Origin of the sequence: Pseudomonas sp. A-RE-22 (genome assembly GCF_019956035.1) — a bacterium.
Lineage (GTDB): Bacteria > Pseudomonadota > Gammaproteobacteria > Pseudomonadales > Pseudomonadaceae > Aquipseudomonas > Aquipseudomonas brassicacearum.
Genome location: NZ_JAHBCZ010000016.1, coordinates 1 through 18,548 on the forward strand (window position 1 = coordinate 1; position 18,548 = coordinate 18,548).

Here is an 18,548-nt window from a genome sequence, read left to right on the forward strand (position 1 = left end):
CGGGGCGCAGGGCCAGGATGTCGTTCATGTGGTGTGTCCGATGCGGTTGTAGGAGTTTTCGCTCGGTGATGGGGATCGAAGCTAATACCACTTGAATACCATGTCAACGCTGGTTTTGGCGGGTTGTCTAGATTTTCTGGGGGGCTTAAAGGTGGCTAGCTTTAAGTGGTATTAGGATGGTGTGGATAGATCGTGGGGTTACTGCGTTGGGTTGGGGGGATTAGAGGTCAGTGGTATGCATGGAGGGCGGGTTTTGAAATTTGATGTTTATTTTCGTGGTGGCCGGTGGTGGGTTGTTTATTTGGTCGGTGTGAATATCCGTTACCGCAGCAAATTCAATCCAAAAAAAGCCTATCTGAAATTTGTGCGAAACATCCCCGATCAGATGGCTGATCTGTCAGACGCCCTGAAGTTTCCGACATGTTTTTAAGGTTGTCCCTCAGAAACGGGGGCTCTAGTTTTCGGGGCCTACATCTCCAAACGCAGGGATCGCTCACTGGTCTTTGGCAAGGCCAAGTGGCAGATCCCAGTTTCAAGGAGCAACATCAGCCTCTGAGGTTCAAACATGGAAATGCCGGATACGATCGCCCCCCGCCTCAATACAAGTACCGCGCTGGGACAGGCTTTGGTTTCAATGTTCAAGTCCGTCGAAGCGGAGCTGACTTCTGAGAATGCAGTGCCTGGGGTGGTCAAAGTCATCGTTTTTGGTGGGTGTGCAGTGCACCTTTATACAAACCATCGTGTCTCCACGGACGTTGACGCCGAAATTTATGAGGCTAGCCTTCCAGAAGGCTTTCATCTTCGAACGTTACTTGCGGAAGTGCCTGAGCAATTTGTCGAAAAGTCCGGCCGTTTGATGGAACTCAACTACGACCTCCAATACAACACCAGCTTTGGTCCGATTCACGAGGACTATTGGGCTCGAAGCCTCCCTCTTGAAGAGTTCCCGGTAGAGTCTCCTCTACACGTTCACGTTGCTGCCCCTGTAGATATTGCGATTTCAAAGTTGGGCAGAGCAACGGATCAGGATATTGGCGACATCATGGCGCTCTTAAGGGCCGGCTTCATATTGACCACTGAGCTGCGTCGACTGGCATTGCAGGCAATTGATGTATATGTTGGCAACAAAGAGCCTCCAATTTCTGTTCTTACTCAAATTTTGCAAGATTATTTGGAGAATACAGATGGCGAAGCCTGCTAACCGCCACGTCCTCTCAGCCGCTCTGGACACATTGGTCAAAAGCCCGTTGGATCATGCAGATGATGCTGCACTCGTGAGCGCGGCCAAGGCTGTCTGGTATTCCAACTCGGACTTGATAAGCGCAGCTCAAGCTTTTCTGAGCCAACACACGGATGAGGTCGAGTTGCGTCGTGCAGGCTATTTGCTCGAACGGCTCACCCGATTTTCGTGTGTCACGGACAGCCGTGCGTTGGAAGTCTTCAAAGCCCTTGAGCTATTTTTACGTTCGACACCCAAGCAAGCCATAACCTCACAAACCGCTGTTGCGCTTCGCAAACGCCGTGATGAACTCGCTCTCTCTTGGGGATTGAATGAAGGTCTTGGCTTGAAGGTGCAAACCCTCCTGCCTTTTCAGACTCGGCATTATGAGGCTGAGCAGCGCGCAGCGTTTGTGTAAGCCCAAATGCCATCCTCAAAAACCGGCTTCGGCCGGTTTTTTGTTGTGTGAATGATCACTCCTTGGTCCGTCAGACGGACCGAAGTTTCCGACATGTTTTTAAGGTTGTCCCTCGGAAGCAAGGGCTCTAGCCTTTGGGTGTCGCTGCCAATTCAGCGACCGGGTTTGACCGTCCGAAAAAAATCAAGGGGCAACAGGCCCGGACGTTTTGTCCTGGGCTCCATTAATTTAAAGGAGCTTCAATTGAAAAATAATTCTGACATGCCAAAACCCGCCTCCACCCTTCCCCTACGGCGACTACGCCCCCGACAAGCTGAAAGAAGCCGCCGACCGCGCGATGGACCATTACCTCAAACCCGACGGCAGCGAACCAGACCCCCAACCCTCGGTGCAGTTGTTCAGCGTATCGGACAACGTTGACACCGAAACCTTACTAGCCAACCTCAGCGAAACCCTGGCCTCGGCCAATGCGGTGCTTAGCGACCTCCTGTTTGACTTGGACGGTTCGCGGCGGCATGTGGCGTTGGGCGTGGCGCAGATGATCGAGCTGGGAACGTTGTTGGCAAACAAGGCCTTGGACCGGGTAGAGCTTCGGACTTGATGCCACGTAACCTGTGGTGAGGGAGCAATCTCGCGCGGGGCTCTGTAGGAGCTGGCGAAGCCTGCGATCTTTTGATCTTTCGCTTGAGACTCAAGTGCCTGGGGCAAGATCGCAGCCTCGTTGCACTCGACAGCTCCTACAGGCGCAGCCCAGCGGGGACTCCCTCGCCACAAGAAGCTCCTGCCGCAGGAGGGGGAGGCGCTACGGCCGGATTTCGATCATCGTGCCATCCGGCACCAGGTTCCAGACCTCGCGCATGTCCACATTGCGCATGGCGATGCAGCCGTCGGTCCAGTCCAGCGTATGGAACAACTGCTCAGGGTTCTCTTCCGAATCAGGCGTGCCGTGGATCATGATCATGCCCCCCGGCTCAACGCCTTCGCGGCGGGCGCGGGCGGCGTCGCTGATGTTGGGGTAGGAAATATGCATCGACAGGTAGTAGTTCTCGCTGGTCTTGCGCCAGTCGATCCAGTAGAAACCTTCAGGGGTGCGCTTGTCGCCCTCGATCAGCTTGGGGCCTTTTTTGGCGCCCCTGCCCAGTGAGATGCGATAGGTCTTGAGCGGCTTGCCGTCGTTGATCAATTGCAATTGATGGGCGGACTTGAGCACCAGCACTTTTTCGATGACCTTGCCGTTGTAGGTTCCCACCGCAGAGGCCTGGGACATCGCAGTGAACGACAAGCAGAACAAGACAAGCAACCAGCGCATTGAAACGATATCCCTAGAGGTGTTGTGGCTATATTGGTTTTTTATGTATTGGCAGGCTGAGCCAGCGGTGGGATCGATTCGGATCGCACAGGGTAATCTTCGGCCCGGCGGTCCGCGTAGAAATATTCCAGGGTACGGCCCACTGTGCGGAAAGCCAGTTCGTCCCAGGGAATGTCCGCTTCTTCGAACAGCTTCACCTCCAGGCTCTCGGGCCCGGCGGCGAAATCCTCATCCACCAGTTCGGCGCGGAAGAATACATGTACCTGGCTGATATGCGGTACGTCAATCAGCGTATAGATGCTCAAATTTCGCACCCGGGCGCAGGCTTCTTCGGCGGTTTCGCGCACGGCGGCCTGTTCGACCGTTTCGCCGTTCTCCATGAAGCCCGCCGGCAGCGTCCAGTAACCGCGCCGCGGCTCGATGGCGCGCCGGCACAACAGGACCTTACTGCCCCAGGTCGGTACGCAACCGGCCACGATGTTGGGGTTCTGGTAATGGATGGTATGGCAGGCGTCGCAGACAAAACGCAGGCGCGAGTCGCCTTCGGGTATGCGCTGGGTCACCGGGTTACCGCACTGGCTGCAGAATTTCATGCTTGGATTCCTGAATGCTGCGCCTATCTTGGCGGTGCGGGCCGGTGTCGGCAAGTTGTCCTTTCGCGACACGACGCGGTGCGGGGGTTGGGCCGCTTGAACGATTGGTGCATGATGCAAGGTAGCGAATAAATCGAGAAGTCTCATGCTGGACGAGCTACTGCATCGAGTAAGCAACCATACCCCGCACGATCTGCAGGCTGACCAACGTTTCCCTGAAGCCGCGGTGCTGGTGCCGATTACCCGCAGCGATGAACCGGAGCTGGTACTGACCCTGCGCGCCAGCGGGCTCTCGACCCATGGCGGCGAGGTGGCGTTCCCCGGCGGGCGCCGCGACCCGGAAGACCCGGACCTGATCTTCACTGCCCTGCGCGAAGCCGAGGAAGAAATCGGCCTGCCGCCCGGGCTGGTGGAAGTGATCGGCCCCCTCAGCCCGCTGATCTCACTTCACGGCATCAAGGTCACGCCTTATGTCGGAGTGATTCCGGACTACGTCGAATACCAGGCCAACGATGCCGAGATCGCTGCGGTGTTCAGCGTGCCGCTTGAGTTTTTCCGCAAGGATCCACGCGAACACACGCACCGGATCGATTACCAGGGCCGCAGTTGGTACGTGCCCAGCTATCGGTTTGGCGAATTCAAGATCTGGGGCCTGACGGCGATCATGGTCGTGGAGTTGGTCAACCTGCTGTACGACGCCGAAATCGACCTGCACAAACCGCCCAAGAGCTTCATCAATACCTGACGCCCCGAGGACTCTCATGAAATACCGCCTGGGCGATGCCCGTGTCGAAACCCACCCACAGAGCTGGGTCGCGCCCAACGCCACGCTGGTTGGCAAGGTCCGCCTCGAAGAGGGCGCCAATGTCTGGTTCAACGCCGTGCTGCGCGGTGACAACGAACTGATCCTGATCGGCAAGAACAGCAACGTGCAGGACGGCACGGTAATGCACACCGACATGGGCTATCCGCTGACCATCGGCACCGGCGTGACCATCGGCCACAACGCCATGCTCCATGGCTGTACGGTGGGCGACTACAGCCTCATCGGCATCAACGCGGTGATTCTCAACGGCGCGAAGATCGGCAAGAACTGCATCATCGGCGCCAACTCGCTGATCGGCGAGGGCAAGGAAATTCCCGATGGTTCGCTGGTGATGGGCTCGCCCGGCAAGGTGGTGCGTGAACTGACCGAGGCCCAGAAAAAAATGCTCGAGGCCAGCGCGGCGCACTATGTGCACAATTCCCAGCGCTACGCCCGCGACCTGGTCGAGCAGGAACCATGAGCGCCCCTGAACGCCCGGTGCCTTCGCCCTGCGTGAACATCTGTGCGCTGGACGATGACGACATCTGCACCGGTTGCCAGCGCACCGTGGCGGAGATCACCCGTTGGAGCCGGATGGACAACGACGAGCGGCGCAGTGTGTTGGCGCTGTGTCATGAGCGGGCCAAGGCCAGTGGGTTGGTGTGGATGTTGCCAGCAAGGCGCTGATGCCGGATATGGAACACAAACCCCTGTGGGATACCTATCTGTGGGAGCAAAGCTTGCTCGCGATGCAGGCGCCCTGGTCTTCAGGTAAACCGCGTGATCTTCATCGCGGGCAAGCCTTGCTCCCACAGGTTTGACTCACACCGCTATGTGCTCTGCAGGCCTCTATTTCAACGATGCCAACCGATCCAACCCCACCACCCCCAACGCAATCGCGATAAACCCCAGCAATATCCCCCCGGCATTGATGAACACCTGTGGATAACCCAGATTCGCCACATCGATGAAAGGGTAGGGGTAAGCCGCCAATAGATCCCCGCGCAGCAGGACATAGGCGAAATACACCAAGGGGTAGATCACCCAAAGCCCGATGTGGCCCAGGCGCAAGCTGCCTTTGGGCACGTAGAGCCACCAATAGACGATGTACAGCAAGGGCACCACGTCGTGCAGTAGCTCGTCGGCCACGAACTGCCAGCCTTCGGGTTGCCAGAGGTGGCGCAGCAGCAGGTTGTAGGCCAGGCTGACCAGGGCGATGCTCACTGCGACGCCGCTGCGCACGCTGGGCAGCAGGAACCAGCGCCGGGCCGCCGACTCGCGAGCGGTCAGTTCCCAGGTCAGCACCACGGCCACCAGGGTGTTGGTCAGGACCGTGAAGAAACTGAAGAAACTCACCAGCCCGCCCAGCAGGCTCGCGTCCAGTTTCCAGCGACCAAGCAGGATCAGATACAGCTGGATGCTCAATCCCACCCAGCCCAGCAGTGCCGTCACGCAGACAAAACGCTGTCGCAGCGTGAGGTGACGACCCTGATTACTCCCCACGACTCAGACCGGCCGCTTGGTGCGCATCAACTTGATGTACAGGCGCTCGACTTTCTCCCGCGCCCATGGCGTCTTGCGCAGGAAGGTCAGGCTCGACTTGATGCTCGGGTCGCTCTTGAAGCAACGGATGTCGATGCGTTCGGCCAGGCCCGACCATTCATAGTGCTGCACGAGGGCGTTGAGGATCTGCTCCAGCGTCACGCCGTGCAGTGGATTGTTGTTGGGTTCGGTCATGGGAGGCCTTCGCGCTAAAGGTGTAAAACCGCGCACCTTAGCCGAGGTGCCCTTAGGGTGGAAGCATAGCCTTCATCATGGCCGCCCAGCGCCAGGCGCACTGTTACCGAATCCGAGATGATTCATGTCAACAAAAGCCCTTTCTCTATTGAGAACGGGACATTATCCTTGCGCCACCTGCTGAAACGCTTCTTCTGGCGTGCCGAAGCCTCTGCGTCCAGCTCGATCCTGCTGAAAGATTAAAAAACGCCCAGTGTCCAGACGCTGAAAGACAGCGCTGTCTCGGCGAATTCCTGTGGGAGCGAGCTTGCTCGCGATAACGATTGCACATTCAACCTTGAAGCCAACTGACACGCCGCCATCGCGAGCAAGCTCGCTCCCACAAGGGATCGCGGCAACCGAATTTGCCTTTTTTCAACTGAACCAAGCCCTCGCAAGATCGTCATCTACAGTGACTACTTGCGCGGGACTCCTTAAAACGTCACGGAGAAACACACTATGAGCACTGAGGGTGCTTTGAGTCGAAGCCGTCTGCTACCGAGTTTGCTCGGCATTCTGCTTCTATTGATGGGCCTGGTCCTGTTGGCCGGGGGAGTCAAGCTGAGCACGCTTGGCGGCTCGTTGTATTACCTGCTGGCCGGGATCGGCCTGGCGCTGACCGGCGTGTTGCTGATCATGGCCCGTCGCGCGGCCCTGGGCCTGTACGCGCTGGTGCTGTTCGCCAGCACCGTGTGGGCGTTGTGGGAAGTGGGCCTGGACTGGTGGCAACTGGTGCCGCGCCTGGCAATGCTGTTTGCCCTGGGCATCGTCATGTTGCTGCCGTGGTTCCGCCGCCCGCTGTTGACCGCCGAAGCCTCGGCCATGGGCACCCGCGCATTGGGCGCCGCCGTGGTCATCGCCGGTATCGCCGCGCTCGCCAGCCAGTTCACCAACCCGGGTGAGATCAAGGGCCAACTGGACCGCGACAGCGTGCCGGGCATGGCCAACACCGCACCGGCCATGCCGGACGGCGACTGGAACTCCTACGGGCGCAGTGCCCATGGCGACCGCTATTCGCCGCTGGCACAGATCACCCCCGAGAACGTCAGCAAACTGGTGCCGGCCTGGACCTATCGCACCGGCGACCTGCCAGGGCCGAACGACCCGGGTGAAACCACTGCCGAAAACACCCCGCTGAAGGCCAACGGCATGCTCTACGTGTGCACGCCTCACAGCCAGGTGATCGCCCTGGAGCCTGACACCGGCAAGGAAATCTGGCGTTTCGATCCGAAGCTTTCCACGCAAAAAGCGCAAAACTTCAAGGGTTGGGCCCACATGACCTGCCGTGGCGTGACCTATCACGATGACGCCGCGTACGCCTCTGCCGAGCAGAGCCCGACGGGTGCCGCCAGCTCCACGCCGGCCAGCACCGTCTGCCCACGGCGGATCTTCCTGCCGACCGCCGACACCCGTCTGATCGCCCTCAACGCCGACACCGGCAAGATGTGCGAAGACTTCGGCGACAAGGGCCAGGTCGACCTGACCGCCAACATCGGCGGTTTCACGGCCGGCGGTTACTACTCCACGTCGCCACCGGCGGTTACCCAGAACCTGGTGGTGATCGGCGGCCACGTCACCGATAACGTCTCCACCGACGAGCCTAGCGGCGTCATCCGTGCCTACGACGTGCACACCGGCAAGCTGGTGTGGAACTGGGACAGTGGCAAGCCGGACGACACCACACCGATTGCCGAAGGCCAGACCTACACCCGCAACTCGCCGAACATGTGGTCCATGTTCAGCGTCGATGAAAAACTCGGCATGCTCTACCTGCCAATGGGCAACCAGACTCCCGACCAGTTCGGCGGCCTGCGCACGCCGGAGTCGGAAAAATATTCCGCCGGTCTGACCGCCCTGGACATCGCCACCGGCAAGGTGCGCTGGTACTTCCAGTTCACTCACCACGACCTGTGGGACATGGACGTCGGCGGTCAACCGACCCTGATGGACATGAAGACCGCCGATGGTGTGAAACCGGCTGTACTGGCTTCCACCAAGCAGGGCAGCATCTACGTGCTGGACCGCAGCAATGGCCAGCCGATCATCCCGATCAAGGAAATCCCGGTGCCCCAAGGCGCGGTGGAAGGTGACCACACCTCGCCGACCCAACCGATGTCCGACCTGAACTTCGTGCCGCCGGTCCTCAAGGAACGCGACATGTGGGGCGTGACCCCGTTCGACCAGATGCTCTGCCGGATCGACTTCAAGTCGCTGCGCTATGACGGCATGTACACGCCGCCATCGCTGCAAGGCTCGATCGTTTACCCGGGTAACTTCGGCGTGTTCGACTGGGGTGGCATTTCGGTGGACCCGGTGCGCCAGATCGCCTTCGTCAACCCGAGCTACATGGCGTTCAAGTCGAAACTGGTGCCGGCGGCCGAAGTGGCTGGTGCCCCGGGGCGCAAGAGCGAAACCGAAGGCGTGCAGCCGAACAAGGGCGCGCCCTATGGTGTGATCCTCGAAGCGCTGCTCTCGCCAATGGGCCTGCCTTGCCAGGCGCCTGCATGGGGTTATGTCGCGGCCGTGGACCTGACCAACAACAAAACCCTGTGGAAGCACAAGAACGGCACCGTGCGTGACAGCTCGCCGGTACCGATCCCGCTGAGCATGGGCGTTCCGAGCCTGGGTGGCACGTTCACCACCGCCAGCGGCCTGGCGTTCCTGAGCGGCACCCTCGACCAGTACCTGCGTGCCTATGACGTGAAAAACGGCAAGCAACTGTGGGAAGGCCGCCTGCCAGCCGGCGCCCAGACCACGCCGATGACCTACACCGGCAAGGACGGCAAGCAATATGTGCTGGTTGTTGCCGGTGGCCACGGTTCCCTGGGCACCAAGCAGGGCGATTATGTGATCGCCTACAAACTGCCGGATTAAGCGGGAGTGATCGTTCCCACGCTCCTGCGTGGGAATGCATCCGGTGACGCTCTGCGTCATCCTCTCCACAAGCGGAACGCGGAGCGTCCCTGGCGGCGTTCCCACGCAGGAGCGTGGGAACGATCTGGGATAAAACAGGCGCTTATGAAAAAGGCGATACCTTTGCGGGTATCGCCTTTTTTTATTATCGATGTCTCCCAGTTAACTGTGGGAGCAAAGCTTGCTCGCGAAACAGGCGACTCGACTTCGGAAAGACCGCATCGCCTTTATCGCGGGCAAGCCTTGCTCCCACAGGTCACCATGGGCAAGCGATATTGGTTACAGTTCGATCCTGACGGCCTGCGAAGCGCGGGTCGCCTTGGCGCGGGCGGCTTCGATGGACTCGTCGCGGGCCAGGGCCACGCCCAGGCGGCGCTGGCCGTTGACTTCCGGTTTGCCGAACAGGCGCAGGGCGGTGTCCGGTTCGCTGAGGGCCGCGCCCAGGTTGGCGAAAGCGGTCTGGGTCGATTGGCCTTCCACCAGGATCACCGCCGAGGCCGAAGGGCCGAACTGGCGGATCAGCGGGATCGGCAGGCCGAGAATGGCGCGGGCATGCAAGGCGAACTGCGACAGGTCCTGGGAGATCAGCGTCACCAGGCCAGTGTCGTGCGGGCGCGGCGAGACTTCGCTGAACCACACCTGGTCACCCTTGATGAACAGCTCGACGCCAAACAGGCCGCGACCACCCAGGGCCTCGGTCACCGCCTTGGCGACGCGTTCGGATTCGGCCAGGGCCACCGGGCTCATGGCTTGTGGCTGCCAGGATTCCTGATAGTCGCCCTTTTCCTGACGGTGGCCGACCGGTGCGCAGAAGGTGGTGCCGCCGACGTGGCGCACGGTGAGCAAGGTGATTTCGTAGTCGAAATCGATGAACCCTTCGATGATCACTCGGCCCTTGCCGGCACGGCCGCCTTCCTGGGCGTAGTCCCAGGCTTTTTGCACGTCATCGGTACTGCGCAGCAGGCTCTGGCCCTTGCCCGAGGAACTCATCACCGGCTTGACCACGCACGGGAAACCCAGGGTTTCCACGGCCTTGCGGTAGTCTTCCACGGTGTCGGCGAAGAAGTACGGCGAGGTCGGCAGGCCCAGCTCTTCGGCGGCCAGGCGACGGATGCCTTCACGGTTCATGGTCAACTGCGCGGCACGGGCGGTGGGGATCACGGTGAAGCCTTCGGCCTCCAGTTCCACCAAGGTGGCGGTGGCGATGGCTTCGATTTCCGGCACGATGAAATGCGGCTTCTCGGCCTCGATCACCGCACGCAGGGCAGCACCGTCGAGCATGTTGATCACATGGCTGCGGTGGGCCACTTGCATGGCCGGCGCGTTGGCGTAGCGGTCCACGGCAATCACCTCGACGCCCAGGCGCTGCAGTTCGATTACCACTTCCTTGCCCAGCTCACCGCTGCCACACAACAAAACGCGGGTCGCGGTGGGCGACAATGGGGTTCCGATACGGGTCATCTGAAGGTCCTCAAACAGGAGCGGATCATCGCGGGTTGCGCGCCGGGCGAGCTTCCCATGGGAGAAAGCGCGGCATTTTACATGAACCGCCCGGCGATGGCCTGTTTGCGTAAACGCCAGGCCATGATCAGCCAGACGGCGGTGACCCCGGCGAATTTCGAGAGCAGGGCGGTGATCACCACAGCAGGCGTCAGGGCGTCGATCAAACCGAAGAAGATGAACGTGTCCAGGGGAATGCTCAGGGCCGAACTGATCCACAACCGGTCATGGAGTGGGCGCTTGGTGATCGTGAACACCAGCCAGTCGATGCACTCGGACACCGCGAATGCCGTGGCGCTCGCCAGGGCGATGGTCGGGTCCGAGGTGACATAGGACAACACCAGCGCCACCAGCATCGCCGCGATGGCACCGTGGCCGAAGCGGGTCTGCACCATGTCCCGCAGGATAAACACCAGGCCGCCCCAGGCCGACCAGATGATGTCCAGGTGCGGTGCGGCGGAAAACGCGAAGTTGATCAGCACGACACTGCTGATGTAGGCGAGCAGGAAAAGCATGGGGCGGGGTACCTGAATGGAATGTCGGCAGAACAATTGATTATCTGGCCGGGATCCGCAAGGTGATATTCAAATCCCCCGCCCAACCGCTCGTCTAAAACCTGTTCGGATCTGTCAACTCTGACAGTAGGCCCCCACGCGCATTCGAGCTCTGATAGAGCCTCGGTATATCTGTTCCATTCCGTGGGGATTACTCATGACCGACTCATCGAAAACGGCTGATTCCACCATACTTGACCTGTACCCGCCCAGCTTACCCGGCGCCACCCAGCCCTTGGCAGGCGCCGACTATGGTGTCCCCATCCACCTTTATGTGCCGCTGCCCTTCGGCTGCGAAGTGTTGGTGCAGGCTTATTGGGGCCAGCAGCCAAACGACAACGTTTCGATCAACCTCAATGGTGAGGAGGCGCTGGATAGCAAACAGACTCAGGGCCTCGATGACGATGTCACGTTGTACATTCCACATGGCAAATTGTTGCCCGGCCTGGTCAATCGACTGACGTACACCGTGAAACGCCCCGGTATGAACGATCAAACCTCGACCCCTCCGCTGGAGATCCTGTACAACAGCATCCGGCCGGGCAACCAGGACAGGTCACCGGGTGAGCCCGGGCATTCGGAACTGGTGTTGCTATTGCCGGACGAAATCAAGAACGGTGTGGGCCCAGGTTTCGTCAGTGCGACGGTCTGCGTGGAATACCCCTACTGCCGGGCCTATGACGAAATCCGGCTCAATTGTAATGGCCATGACGTATTTCACACGGTGGATGCAACCCAGGCCCCCGCCCCGCCAAACCACGGCTCGGCGACGCCTACCCGGATATGTTTCGACGTCACCAGCGCCGATCTGGTCGACGATCCTGAATTCATGTTTTCCTTCACTGTCAGAGACCAACTCTTTAACAGCCCGGATCTCGACAACGTTTGGTCGGCCGTGCAAATAGTGGAGGTGGACAAGGCCGGGCAAAGACTGTTGGCGCCGATTCCACGGGAAATCCTGAGCGAAGCGGGCGATGACCCAAGCATCATCGATCTCGACAAACTGGGTGCCAACCCGCTGTCGTTGATCATCCTGACCAGCGACCCGCGTTTTATGCCTGGGGACCTCATCGAGGCAACTTATACGGCCAAAGTCATGGGCCAGCCGGAGGTCGTGGTGCCCGTGACGGGCATTGTCGAGGTGGATGAGTTGGGGCAGAAAAAGGCCTGCGTGCTTCAGATCCCTAACGACAAGGTCTTCCCGGACAGTACCGTGCACGTGTCATACAGGTTGTTGAGGGGCACCACACCCATAGGCTCTTCAAAAACCGCAATTGCGACGGTCATCGGCACGGCACTGGGGTTGCCACCACCCGAAATCGAAGAGGCCACTGGCAGCGTGCTCGATCCTATCAAGGCCGCCAGTACACTGACCGCGCTGGTGCCGCATTACCAAGGCATGCTGAGCACGGACAAGGTGAGCGTGACCTGGGCCGGGCACGGCACGCCGGAGGGGGGCTCGCACACCACCACGCCGCAAGAGGTGGGGACGGTGGGTGAGAAACCGATCGGTCTGCCACCCGAGGTCGTGGCCTACAGTCTGGGCAGGTCGGTGACGGTCATCTACACCGTGACGCGCGATGTGACCTGGCCACCGTCGCCGCCCCTGACATTGACTGTGCTGGAGCTTTCCGCGCTGCCCAGACCCTTGATCGTGGATGCCGCCAATGGCGGTGTGGGCGCTGAGTTCAACATCGACAGCTTCGCCGGAGACTCCCGCGTCGACGTGGAGCCCTGGCCGCTGATCGCCGCAGGCCAGTGCGTGTGGTTGCGTGCTGAAGGGACTGACTTGAACGGCGTGGATTTCAGTATTGATCTGTACACCGCGAGACCGGTGAGCCCCGGGGAAGTGACTGCGGGCCTGTCGGTGGTGCTGCCGCGGACCCAGATCAATCGCTTGCGCAACGGCTCGGACCTCAAGCTTATCCTGGATGTGACCTTCAATCGCAGCGTTGATAAAAGCCAGGCCACCGCCTTTCCAATACGAACTTATCTGGTAACCCCGTTGCCCCTGGATGACGTGTCCAGATTTGAGAACAATAACTGGAATGGATGGCGCGCTGGACCGGCGGCGCAGGATCCGCGGGATTGGAATTTTGGTCAGGACGAAGGCGGACGCACATGCCTGGGCAATACAACCTACACCAATAATTCCGCCGGGATCGTGCTATGGAAGGGCTACATCGGTCTGAGGGTAGGCGCACGCTACGAATTCAGCCTCGACGCACGACGCCACAACAACACGTCCGATGCGGTGCCCAGCCTGTCGCTTGCGACGAAAACCCATGGACGTATCAGTGAGGTTGTCACCTTGGCAACGACCACCTGGCAAGTGCTCAGGGGGGAATTTGTCGCGACTGCGCGGGACATCGAGCTGCATGTCAACAGTCACCAAGCCAGTGGCATGGGCAATGACTACTACGTGACCGACATCCGTCTGCGCATGCTGTAGCCAAGGTTACGCCGTCATGAGCGAGTGATGGGAGACGATGCCCGTGGCGCAGGGGCCAGTGAACGGTCCCTCATTCTTCGTCGCTACCCTCCGCCTTCCAATACCCCACCGCCTTCACGAAATCCTGGTCCAGGCCTTTCTCCTCCAGCAACACCTTGCGAATCTGCCGCGACACCTTGCTTTCGGTCGCGACCCAGGCGTACAGCTTGCCGCCGGGCATTTCCAGCTGTTGCACGGTGCGCAGCAGGTTGTCCTGGCGGCCTTCGCGCAGCACCCAGATCACGTGCACCTGCGCCGGGCTTTGGAGCACTTGCTGTTCGGCGCCGTTTTCCACTTCCACCACCACCAGGGCACGCCGGTTGGACGCCAGGCCTTCGAGGCGGCGGGCGATGGCGGGCAGGGCGGTTTCGTCGCCGATCAGCAGGTAGCTGTCGAAGATGTCCGGCACGATCATCGAGCCCCGTGGCCCGGCTATGTGGAGGTATTGGCCTGGCGCCGCCTGGGCCGCCCAGGTAGATGCCGGGCCGTCGCCGTGAAGCACGAAATCGATGTCCATCTCCAGGGTGTCCAGGTCATAGCGGCGCGGGGTGTAGTCGCGCATCTCTGGCATTGGCCCCTGAGCCTTGCCGGCGCCGGGGTTGAAGTTTTCCAGGGCGGCATGTTCCTCGGCGTTCTGCGGGAACAGCAACTTCACGTGATCGTCGGTGCCGAGGCTGACGAACCCGGCCAATTCCGGCCCGCCGACGGTGATGCGGCGCATGCGTGGGGTCAGGTCCTGCACCCGCAACACCTGCAGGCGACGGCGTTTGATCTCGTGGGTGACGCGGTGAATGGCGTTTGGATCGACTTCAGTCATTGGCTTGACTCCGAGACAGGTGGACGGTCGGTGCTGTCGATAATGGCTTTGGCGGTGTCGTTGAGCAGGTCGCGCACCCGCCGGATTTCTTCCGGGCTCCAGTGGCCAGGATGCTTTTGCAGCGCATGCCGCAGGTTATACACCGCTTCCTGGATTTCCGGGGGACGATCATGGCCGCGCAGCGTGCGCTTGCTGATTTCAATGCGCGTGCGCACCTCATTCAACGCTTGGGCCTGGTCCTCAAGTAATAGACGTCCGGCATCGGTCACGCTGTAGCATTTTTTTCCATCATCGACGCCGCAGGTGACCATTGCGCTCATTTCCAGGAAGGACAGGGTCGGGTAGATCACGCCGGGGCTGGGGCTGTAGGCGCCGTCGAACATGTTTTCGATCCGGCGGATCAGGTCATAACCGTGGCAAGGTTGTTCGGCAATCAGCGCCAGTGACAGCAACTTCAGGTCACCGGCGGCAAAGACCCGTGGGGCGCGACTGTTACGTTCACGGCGCGCCGAGTGTCGTTCGAAACCGTCGTGTTCGTATTCGCGTTTGAAATGGGAATAAGGATCTGTCATATGCGTTCTCCGTTCTGCATAAGATAGGGCTGAGATATAACTTTGCCGTGAGATATATCTTTAAGGATGGATATAACTTAGGAACTAAGATATATCGAGTTTCGTTGCCCGCTACTTCTGATGAAACAAGACCTTACCTGAATACGATATGGCAGTGGATGATGGGATTTTGCGGCGGTTTTTCTTGACTTTGAAGGGCGCGGCGATACTGCTGGGCGTGTGGGCCGTTTCTGACATACAAACTTAAATTTTATAAAGAATCGGGTATTTTTCGCCCATTCGTGTGCCGGTTTTACTACACGCTTGTGGGAATCTGCCTGCTTTTTTTTAATTGCAAAGAGCCGATCATGCCCCAGCGTTGGAGGAGCAGATCAAGTTGTTGTTGAACTGCCACTTCAACCTTTCTCTTTATGCCAAGAACAGGTGTTAACAACATGCTCAAACAATTCGTAACCGCTGCTTCCCTGACTGCCGCTGCCTTGGGCGCTTCGCAGGTATTCGCGCTCGATGATGCACGCTCCGCTATCCACATCACCGCGAACATCCCGACCCAGCAGTTCCACGTGCAGCCACGTGACCCGAACTTCGGTAAGGATGAAATCATGAGCTACAACACGGTCAGTGGCACCCTGACTTCGCTGCGCCAGACCTTCGACGTGAAGAACACCGAAGGTTCGGTCCATGCCTACATCGAGGGTGGCCCGGCGGCGCTGTACAACGGCAGTGACTCCATTGCCCTGACCACCAACTTCAATGGCGTCACCCTGACCGCCATCGCTCAGGAAGTGGTGGATGATGCGACGTCCACTCCAGGCACCCAGGCTGACATGACCATTGTCGCGGCCAAGCCTCTGGATACCCAGAACGGTCTGTACACCGCCGACATGACCGTGATCTTCGACGCCGTGCCGCGCCCGTGATCCTGTTCGATGCCCGGTGAGTTCCAGCTCACTGCACGGGCATCGCCGCAGGCCGTCCGGCGCTCCCCAGCCGGGCGGCCAGCACCTGAAACGCCTTGATCGCTCGCAGATTATGAGAATCCGTTGATGTTTCCGATGACACCCATCGCGGGTGCGCTCGCGCTATTGTTGTGCGCGAATGCATGGGCCGCGCCGACTGCCCCCGGTACGACACCGAGAAGCCTGTTGTCCCAGGCCAAGGGCCTGCCGGCGGAGTTTGAATCGCACTTCTTCGATGTGCCTCTGGCGGTTCGTATTGAACTCAATCAACAGTACCTCGGCGAAGCCATGGTGGTCTTGTCGCGGGACGATCGTATAACCCTGCTCGAATTCACCGACACGCACGACAGCACGATAAAAGCTGTCGAGCGCGACCAATGGGCGCAGCATCTCAAGCAAGGACAAGTACTGGGCGCCTGTGAAGGCAGCTGTCCGTCAGGGCTGCTGGCCGTGCACTACAGCCTTGAAAATTCATTGGTGTCGATACTGACCCGGGATGTCGAGCGAGGCACCGAAGCCAAGCGCTATTACGATCAACCGGAAGGCGGCAGCCTCGGCCTGATCTTCAACAACCAACTGAACATCAACGGTGGCCAGGAGCAGGACACGGGCGGGCGTTATGGCCTCAATGCCAGTTCCAGCGTGGGCAACTGGAGCCAGTCGCTGGACCTTCAGCTTTCGCGTCTTGGCGGGCCGGACGACAAGCTGTACCGCGCTGTCCATGAGCTCCATACCCAACGAGAAATGGAGGGGACTTTTTTCCGCCTGGGCTATTTCACGCCCAGCTCCGATGGTTTGAATCGGCAGATCCGTTCGTTCGGCGCCAACCCGGACACCGCGTTGGGGGTGATGTACGGCAGCTCCGACAGCCTGGCGATCGAAAATCCCAAACCCAGCGTCTACCCCATTTATGTCACCGCCAGCCGCCAGGCGTCGGTGGAGATTTACCGCAGCGGGCTGCTGATCAACACTCAGGCGGTCAGCGCCGGCTTGCAGAGCCTGGACACCCGGCCCTTGCCCGGCGGTATCTATGAAGTGGAAGTGCGGCTGATCGAGGACGGGCAAACCACCGCCACCAGCCAGGAGCTGGTCTACAAGCCCAATAACTGGAGCGACGCGGAGGACCGCTGGCGCTACAACCTGTTCGCCGGGCGCGAGACCAGGCTCTGGAGCAACTGGGAAGACCAGCCCTCGGGGTTCACGACAGCGGGCGTCGGCTTCAACTACCTGCTGCATCCGCGGGTGATCCTGGGCGCCTCCACGCGCCAGGTGCAGGACAAACTGCAAGTGGGCACCTCGGTGGATTGGACGCTGGCGACCAACACCAGCCTGTACGCCAACGTCTATCAGACCCAGCAGTACGGCACCGGCATGGACGTGCAAGGCTTGTACAGCTATGGCCATGGCAGCGTGGTGGCCAGCCACAACCGCAGTTGGCTGGACACCCGCAACACCTATGAAACCCTTGCGGACGGCACTCGTATCCGCCAGCGCAACGTGTTCGTCGGCCATACCAGCAACTCGTCGCTGTCGGTCAACCATCGCTTGAGCAACAAGACCTCCGTCAACGGACGGCTGGCCTACAGCGAAGGCAATGTCCAGGGCACCGGCCTGGACCTGGGCTGGACCCAGCGCGGCAAGTTGCGCGGCAGCGATGCCAACTGGCGGCTGTCGGTGTTCGACCGCCCCGGCACCTCAAGTACCGCCGACCGGCGCAATCGCGGCGTCGACCTGAGCGTCAGCGTCGCCCTGGGCGGGCCGGGCGAGTACTGGTCGGGCAGCATCGGCACCCGCACCTCGCGGGACGGCGATCGCGACCACAATGCCTCGCTGACCTATCGCCGGGACCTGGAAGATCACGTGTTGCAAAGCGTCTCCGCCACGGCGCTGGCCGACACCTATGGCGTGGGCCTGTCCGGCATCGCCAGTTTCATGACCGATTCGCTTTACGGCGACGGTTTCGTCCAGCGCTCATCCTATAACGACAACCTCACCGGCGGCCTGAACCTGAGCAGCACCGTGGCCGTGGGCGACCAGAAAGCCGCCTTCACCGGCCTGCCCCAGGGGCGCGGCGCGGGCATGATCGTCGATGTGGAAACCGACCTGGACGATGTCGCCCTGCGCGCCGATGACTTGACCGGTGGCAGCACGGCGTTGCGTCCGGGCCGTAACTTCGTCCCTATCACCGCCTACAAAAACAGCATGGTGACCTTCGACTTCGACGGCGTGCATCCGCCGGCGGCGAACATCGAGCCTTCGCGCACCCGTTATCACCTGAACAAGGGTGGGGTGGACTACCGCAAGATCCACGTGATGAAAACCGTGACCGTGCTCGGGCGTTTGCTCGACGGGCAGGGCCAGCCGCTTCGGGGCCATCACGTGATCAACCACGCCAGTCGCGGCATCAGCGAGGTGGACGGGTTCTTCTCCATGGAAATGAATGCCGGCTCGCCCACCCTGGAAGTGCGCTACGGCAATGAGTTGTTCTGCCGGTTCCGCCTCGACCCGGACAACGCCGGCCGCGAAGGCGATGTGCTGATGATCGGTGACTTGCGCTGCACGCCGGACACCCTGGCCGATACGACGCTGGCCGAGGCCGGGACGAAGCAGCGCTCATGAGAA

18 protein-coding genes are annotated in these 18,548 nt (G+C 60.2%); 10 read left to right on the top strand and 8 right to left on the bottom strand.

Annotated features, from left to right (window positions below; translation table 11 throughout):
* Positions 1-565: 565 nt before the first annotated feature.
* The 3 genes from KGA89_RS10115 to KGA89_RS10125 all read left to right on the top strand — a co-directional run bounded on the left by KGA89_RS10115 (position 566) and on the right by KGA89_RS10125 (position 2,238).
* Positions 566-1,201 carry a DUF6036 family nucleotidyltransferase gene (locus tag KGA89_RS10115; RefSeq protein ID WP_223471450.1) on the top strand — a complete coding sequence of 212 codons (636 nt, stop codon included), beginning with the start codon at positions 566-568 and terminating at the stop codon, positions 1,199-1,201.
* The gene (locus tag KGA89_RS10120) at positions 1,185-1,637 is read left to right on the top strand and encodes a hypothetical protein (protein ID WP_027911406.1); all 453 of its coding nucleotides are present in this window, start codon (positions 1,185-1,187) and stop codon (positions 1,635-1,637) included. Before KGA89_RS10115 ends, KGA89_RS10120 begins: the two co-directional genes overlap by 17 nt.
* Before the next feature lie 337 nt (positions 1,638-1,974).
* Positions 1,975-2,238, top strand: a complete 264-nt coding sequence (locus KGA89_RS10125) for a DUF6124 family protein (protein ID WP_411740653.1) — start codon at positions 1,975-1,977, stop codon at positions 2,236-2,238.
* A gap of 201 nt (positions 2,239-2,439) precedes the next feature.
* On the opposite strand, the gene KGA89_RS10130 is transcribed toward KGA89_RS10125, so the two are convergent.
* Both KGA89_RS10130 and KGA89_RS10135 read right to left on the bottom strand, forming a co-directional pair.
* The gene (locus KGA89_RS10130; protein ID WP_003205240.1) at positions 2,440-2,946 is read right to left on the bottom strand and encodes a murein L,D-transpeptidase family protein; all 507 of its coding nucleotides are present in this window, start codon (positions 2,944-2,946) and stop codon (positions 2,440-2,442) included.
* 41 nt (positions 2,947-2,987) lie between these two features.
* Complete coding sequence (locus KGA89_RS10135; RefSeq protein WP_003205238.1) at positions 2,988-3,539, bottom strand: NUDIX hydrolase; 552 nt, start codon at positions 3,537-3,539, stop codon at positions 2,988-2,990.
* 145 nt (positions 3,540-3,684) lie between these two features.
* Here KGA89_RS10135 and KGA89_RS10140 point away from each other — a divergent pair, with 145 nt between their 5' ends.
* Genes KGA89_RS10140 through KGA89_RS10150 form a run of 3 tightly spaced genes read left to right on the top strand, consistent with a single transcriptional unit; the run spans position 3,685 to position 5,031 of the window.
* The gene (locus KGA89_RS10140) at positions 3,685-4,284 is read left to right on the top strand and encodes a CoA pyrophosphatase (RefSeq protein WP_003205236.1); all 600 of its coding nucleotides are present in this window, start codon (positions 3,685-3,687) and stop codon (positions 4,282-4,284) included.
* A gap of 16 nt (positions 4,285-4,300) precedes the next feature.
* Entirely contained in the window at positions 4,301-4,825 is a 525-nt protein-coding gene (locus KGA89_RS10145) for a gamma carbonic anhydrase family protein (RefSeq protein WP_204127686.1), read from the top strand.
* Positions 4,822-5,031 carry a DUF1289 domain-containing protein gene (locus tag KGA89_RS10150; protein WP_003205232.1) on the top strand — a complete coding sequence of 70 codons (210 nt, stop codon included), beginning with the start codon at positions 4,822-4,824 and terminating at the stop codon, positions 5,029-5,031. Before KGA89_RS10145 ends, KGA89_RS10150 begins: the two co-directional genes overlap by 4 nt.
* A 162-nt stretch (positions 5,032-5,193) precedes the next feature.
* On the opposite strand, the gene KGA89_RS10155 is transcribed toward KGA89_RS10150, so the two are convergent.
* Both KGA89_RS10155 and KGA89_RS10160 read right to left on the bottom strand, forming a co-directional pair.
* Positions 5,194-5,847, bottom strand: a complete 654-nt coding sequence (locus KGA89_RS10155; protein WP_223471452.1) for a Pr6Pr family membrane protein — start codon at positions 5,845-5,847, stop codon at positions 5,194-5,196.
* 3 nt (positions 5,848-5,850) lie between these two features.
* A complete protein-coding gene (locus tag KGA89_RS10160; RefSeq protein WP_003205228.1) occupies positions 5,851-6,081 on the bottom strand; it encodes a VF530 family DNA-binding protein in 231 nt (76 codons plus the stop codon).
* A 498-nt stretch (positions 6,082-6,579) separates the two neighbouring features.
* Here KGA89_RS10160 and KGA89_RS10165 point away from each other — a divergent pair, with 498 nt between their 5' ends.
* Positions 6,580-8,994: a glucose/quinate/shikimate family membrane-bound PQQ-dependent dehydrogenase gene (locus KGA89_RS10165; protein ID WP_223471453.1), complete on the top strand. Its 2,415-nt coding sequence runs from the start codon at positions 6,580-6,582 to the stop codon at positions 8,992-8,994.
* Positions 8,995-9,312: 318 nt separating this feature from the next.
* Here KGA89_RS10165 and purT read toward each other — a convergent pair whose 3' ends face one another.
* Together purT and KGA89_RS10175 are read right to left on the bottom strand one after the other, a co-directional pair.
* Positions 9,313-10,494: a formate-dependent phosphoribosylglycinamide formyltransferase gene (gene purT, locus KGA89_RS10170; protein WP_003205223.1), complete on the bottom strand. Its 1,182-nt coding sequence runs from the start codon at positions 10,492-10,494 to the stop codon at positions 9,313-9,315.
* Between the two features lie 77 nt (positions 10,495-10,571).
* Complete coding sequence (locus tag KGA89_RS10175) at positions 10,572-11,048, bottom strand: preQ0 transporter (protein ID WP_003205220.1); 477 nt, start codon at positions 11,046-11,048, stop codon at positions 10,572-10,574.
* A gap of 196 nt (positions 11,049-11,244) precedes the next feature.
* On the opposite strand from KGA89_RS10175, the gene KGA89_RS10180 reads away from it, so the two are divergent.
* The gene (locus tag KGA89_RS10180; RefSeq protein WP_223471454.1) at positions 11,245-13,539 is read left to right on the top strand and encodes a hypothetical protein; all 2,295 of its coding nucleotides are present in this window, start codon (positions 11,245-11,247) and stop codon (positions 13,537-13,539) included.
* 70 nt (positions 13,540-13,609) lie between these two features.
* On the opposite strand, the gene KGA89_RS10185 is transcribed toward KGA89_RS10180, so the two are convergent.
* Both KGA89_RS10185 and KGA89_RS10190 read right to left on the bottom strand, forming a co-directional pair.
* Complete coding sequence (locus tag KGA89_RS10185) at positions 13,610-14,395, bottom strand: siderophore-interacting protein (protein ID WP_027911403.1); 786 nt, start codon at positions 14,393-14,395, stop codon at positions 13,610-13,612.
* Positions 14,392-14,967: a PadR family transcriptional regulator gene (locus KGA89_RS10190; protein WP_223471455.1), complete on the bottom strand. Its 576-nt coding sequence runs from the start codon at positions 14,965-14,967 to the stop codon at positions 14,392-14,394. Before KGA89_RS10190 ends, KGA89_RS10185 begins: the two co-directional genes overlap by 4 nt.
* A 434-nt stretch (positions 14,968-15,401) precedes the next feature.
* On the opposite strand from KGA89_RS10190, the gene KGA89_RS10195 reads away from it, so the two are divergent.
* Together KGA89_RS10195 and KGA89_RS10200 are read left to right on the top strand one after the other, a co-directional pair.
* Positions 15,402-15,887: a CS1 type fimbrial major subunit gene (locus KGA89_RS10195; RefSeq protein ID WP_003205213.1), complete on the top strand. Its 486-nt coding sequence runs from the start codon at positions 15,402-15,404 to the stop codon at positions 15,885-15,887.
* Positions 15,888-16,013: 126 nt separating this feature from the next.
* Positions 16,014-18,545, top strand: a complete 2,532-nt coding sequence (locus KGA89_RS10200) for a CS1-pili formation C-terminal domain-containing protein (protein WP_223471456.1) — start codon at positions 16,014-16,016, stop codon at positions 18,543-18,545.
* Positions 18,546-18,548: the final 3 nt, after the last annotated feature.

What these genes read in the sequence shown, in the direction of transcription:
- KGA89_RS10150 (WP_003205232.1), top strand. Translation starts at nt 4,822, where the DNA reads ATGAGCGCCCCTGAACGCCCGGTGCCTTCGCCCTGCGTGAACATCTGT.
- KGA89_RS10160 (WP_003205228.1), bottom strand. Translation starts at nt 6,081, where the DNA reads ATGACCGAACCCAACAACAATCCACTGCACGGCGTGACGCTGGAGCAG.
- KGA89_RS10180 (WP_223471454.1), top strand. Translation starts at nt 11,245, where the DNA reads ATGACCGACTCATCGAAAACGGCTGATTCCACCATACTTGACCTGTAC.
- KGA89_RS10200 (WP_223471456.1), top strand. Translation starts at nt 16,014, where the DNA reads ATGTTTCCGATGACACCCATCGCGGGTGCGCTCGCGCTATTGTTGTGC.
- KGA89_RS10190 (WP_223471455.1), bottom strand. Translation starts at nt 14,967, where the DNA reads ATGACAGATCCTTATTCCCATTTCAAACGCGAATACGAACACGACGGT.
- KGA89_RS10175 (WP_003205220.1), bottom strand. Translation starts at nt 11,048, where the DNA reads ATGCTTTTCCTGCTCGCCTACATCAGCAGTGTCGTGCTGATCAACTTC.
- KGA89_RS10130 (WP_003205240.1), bottom strand. Translation starts at nt 2,946, where the DNA reads ATGCGCTGGTTGCTTGTCTTGTTCTGCTTGTCGTTCACTGCGATGTCC.
- KGA89_RS10145 (WP_204127686.1), top strand. Translation starts at nt 4,301, where the DNA reads ATGAAATACCGCCTGGGCGATGCCCGTGTCGAAACCCACCCACAGAGC.
- KGA89_RS10185 (WP_027911403.1), bottom strand. Translation starts at nt 14,395, where the DNA reads ATGACTGAAGTCGATCCAAACGCCATTCACCGCGTCACCCACGAGATC.
- KGA89_RS10120 (WP_027911406.1), top strand. Translation starts at nt 1,185, where the DNA reads ATGGCGAAGCCTGCTAACCGCCACGTCCTCTCAGCCGCTCTGGACACA.
- KGA89_RS10115 (WP_223471450.1), top strand. Translation starts at nt 566, where the DNA reads ATGGAAATGCCGGATACGATCGCCCCCCGCCTCAATACAAGTACCGCG.
- KGA89_RS10125 (WP_411740653.1), top strand. Translation starts at nt 1,975, where the DNA reads ATGGACCATTACCTCAAACCCGACGGCAGCGAACCAGACCCCCAACCC.
- KGA89_RS10135 (WP_003205238.1), bottom strand. Translation starts at nt 3,539, where the DNA reads ATGAAATTCTGCAGCCAGTGCGGTAACCCGGTGACCCAGCGCATACCC.
- KGA89_RS10165 (WP_223471453.1), top strand. Translation starts at nt 6,580, where the DNA reads ATGAGCACTGAGGGTGCTTTGAGTCGAAGCCGTCTGCTACCGAGTTTG.
- KGA89_RS10195 (WP_003205213.1), top strand. Translation starts at nt 15,402, where the DNA reads ATGCTCAAACAATTCGTAACCGCTGCTTCCCTGACTGCCGCTGCCTTG.
- KGA89_RS10140 (WP_003205236.1), top strand. Translation starts at nt 3,685, where the DNA reads ATGCTGGACGAGCTACTGCATCGAGTAAGCAACCATACCCCGCACGAT.
- purT (WP_003205223.1), bottom strand. Translation starts at nt 10,494, where the DNA reads ATGACCCGTATCGGAACCCCATTGTCGCCCACCGCGACCCGCGTTTTG.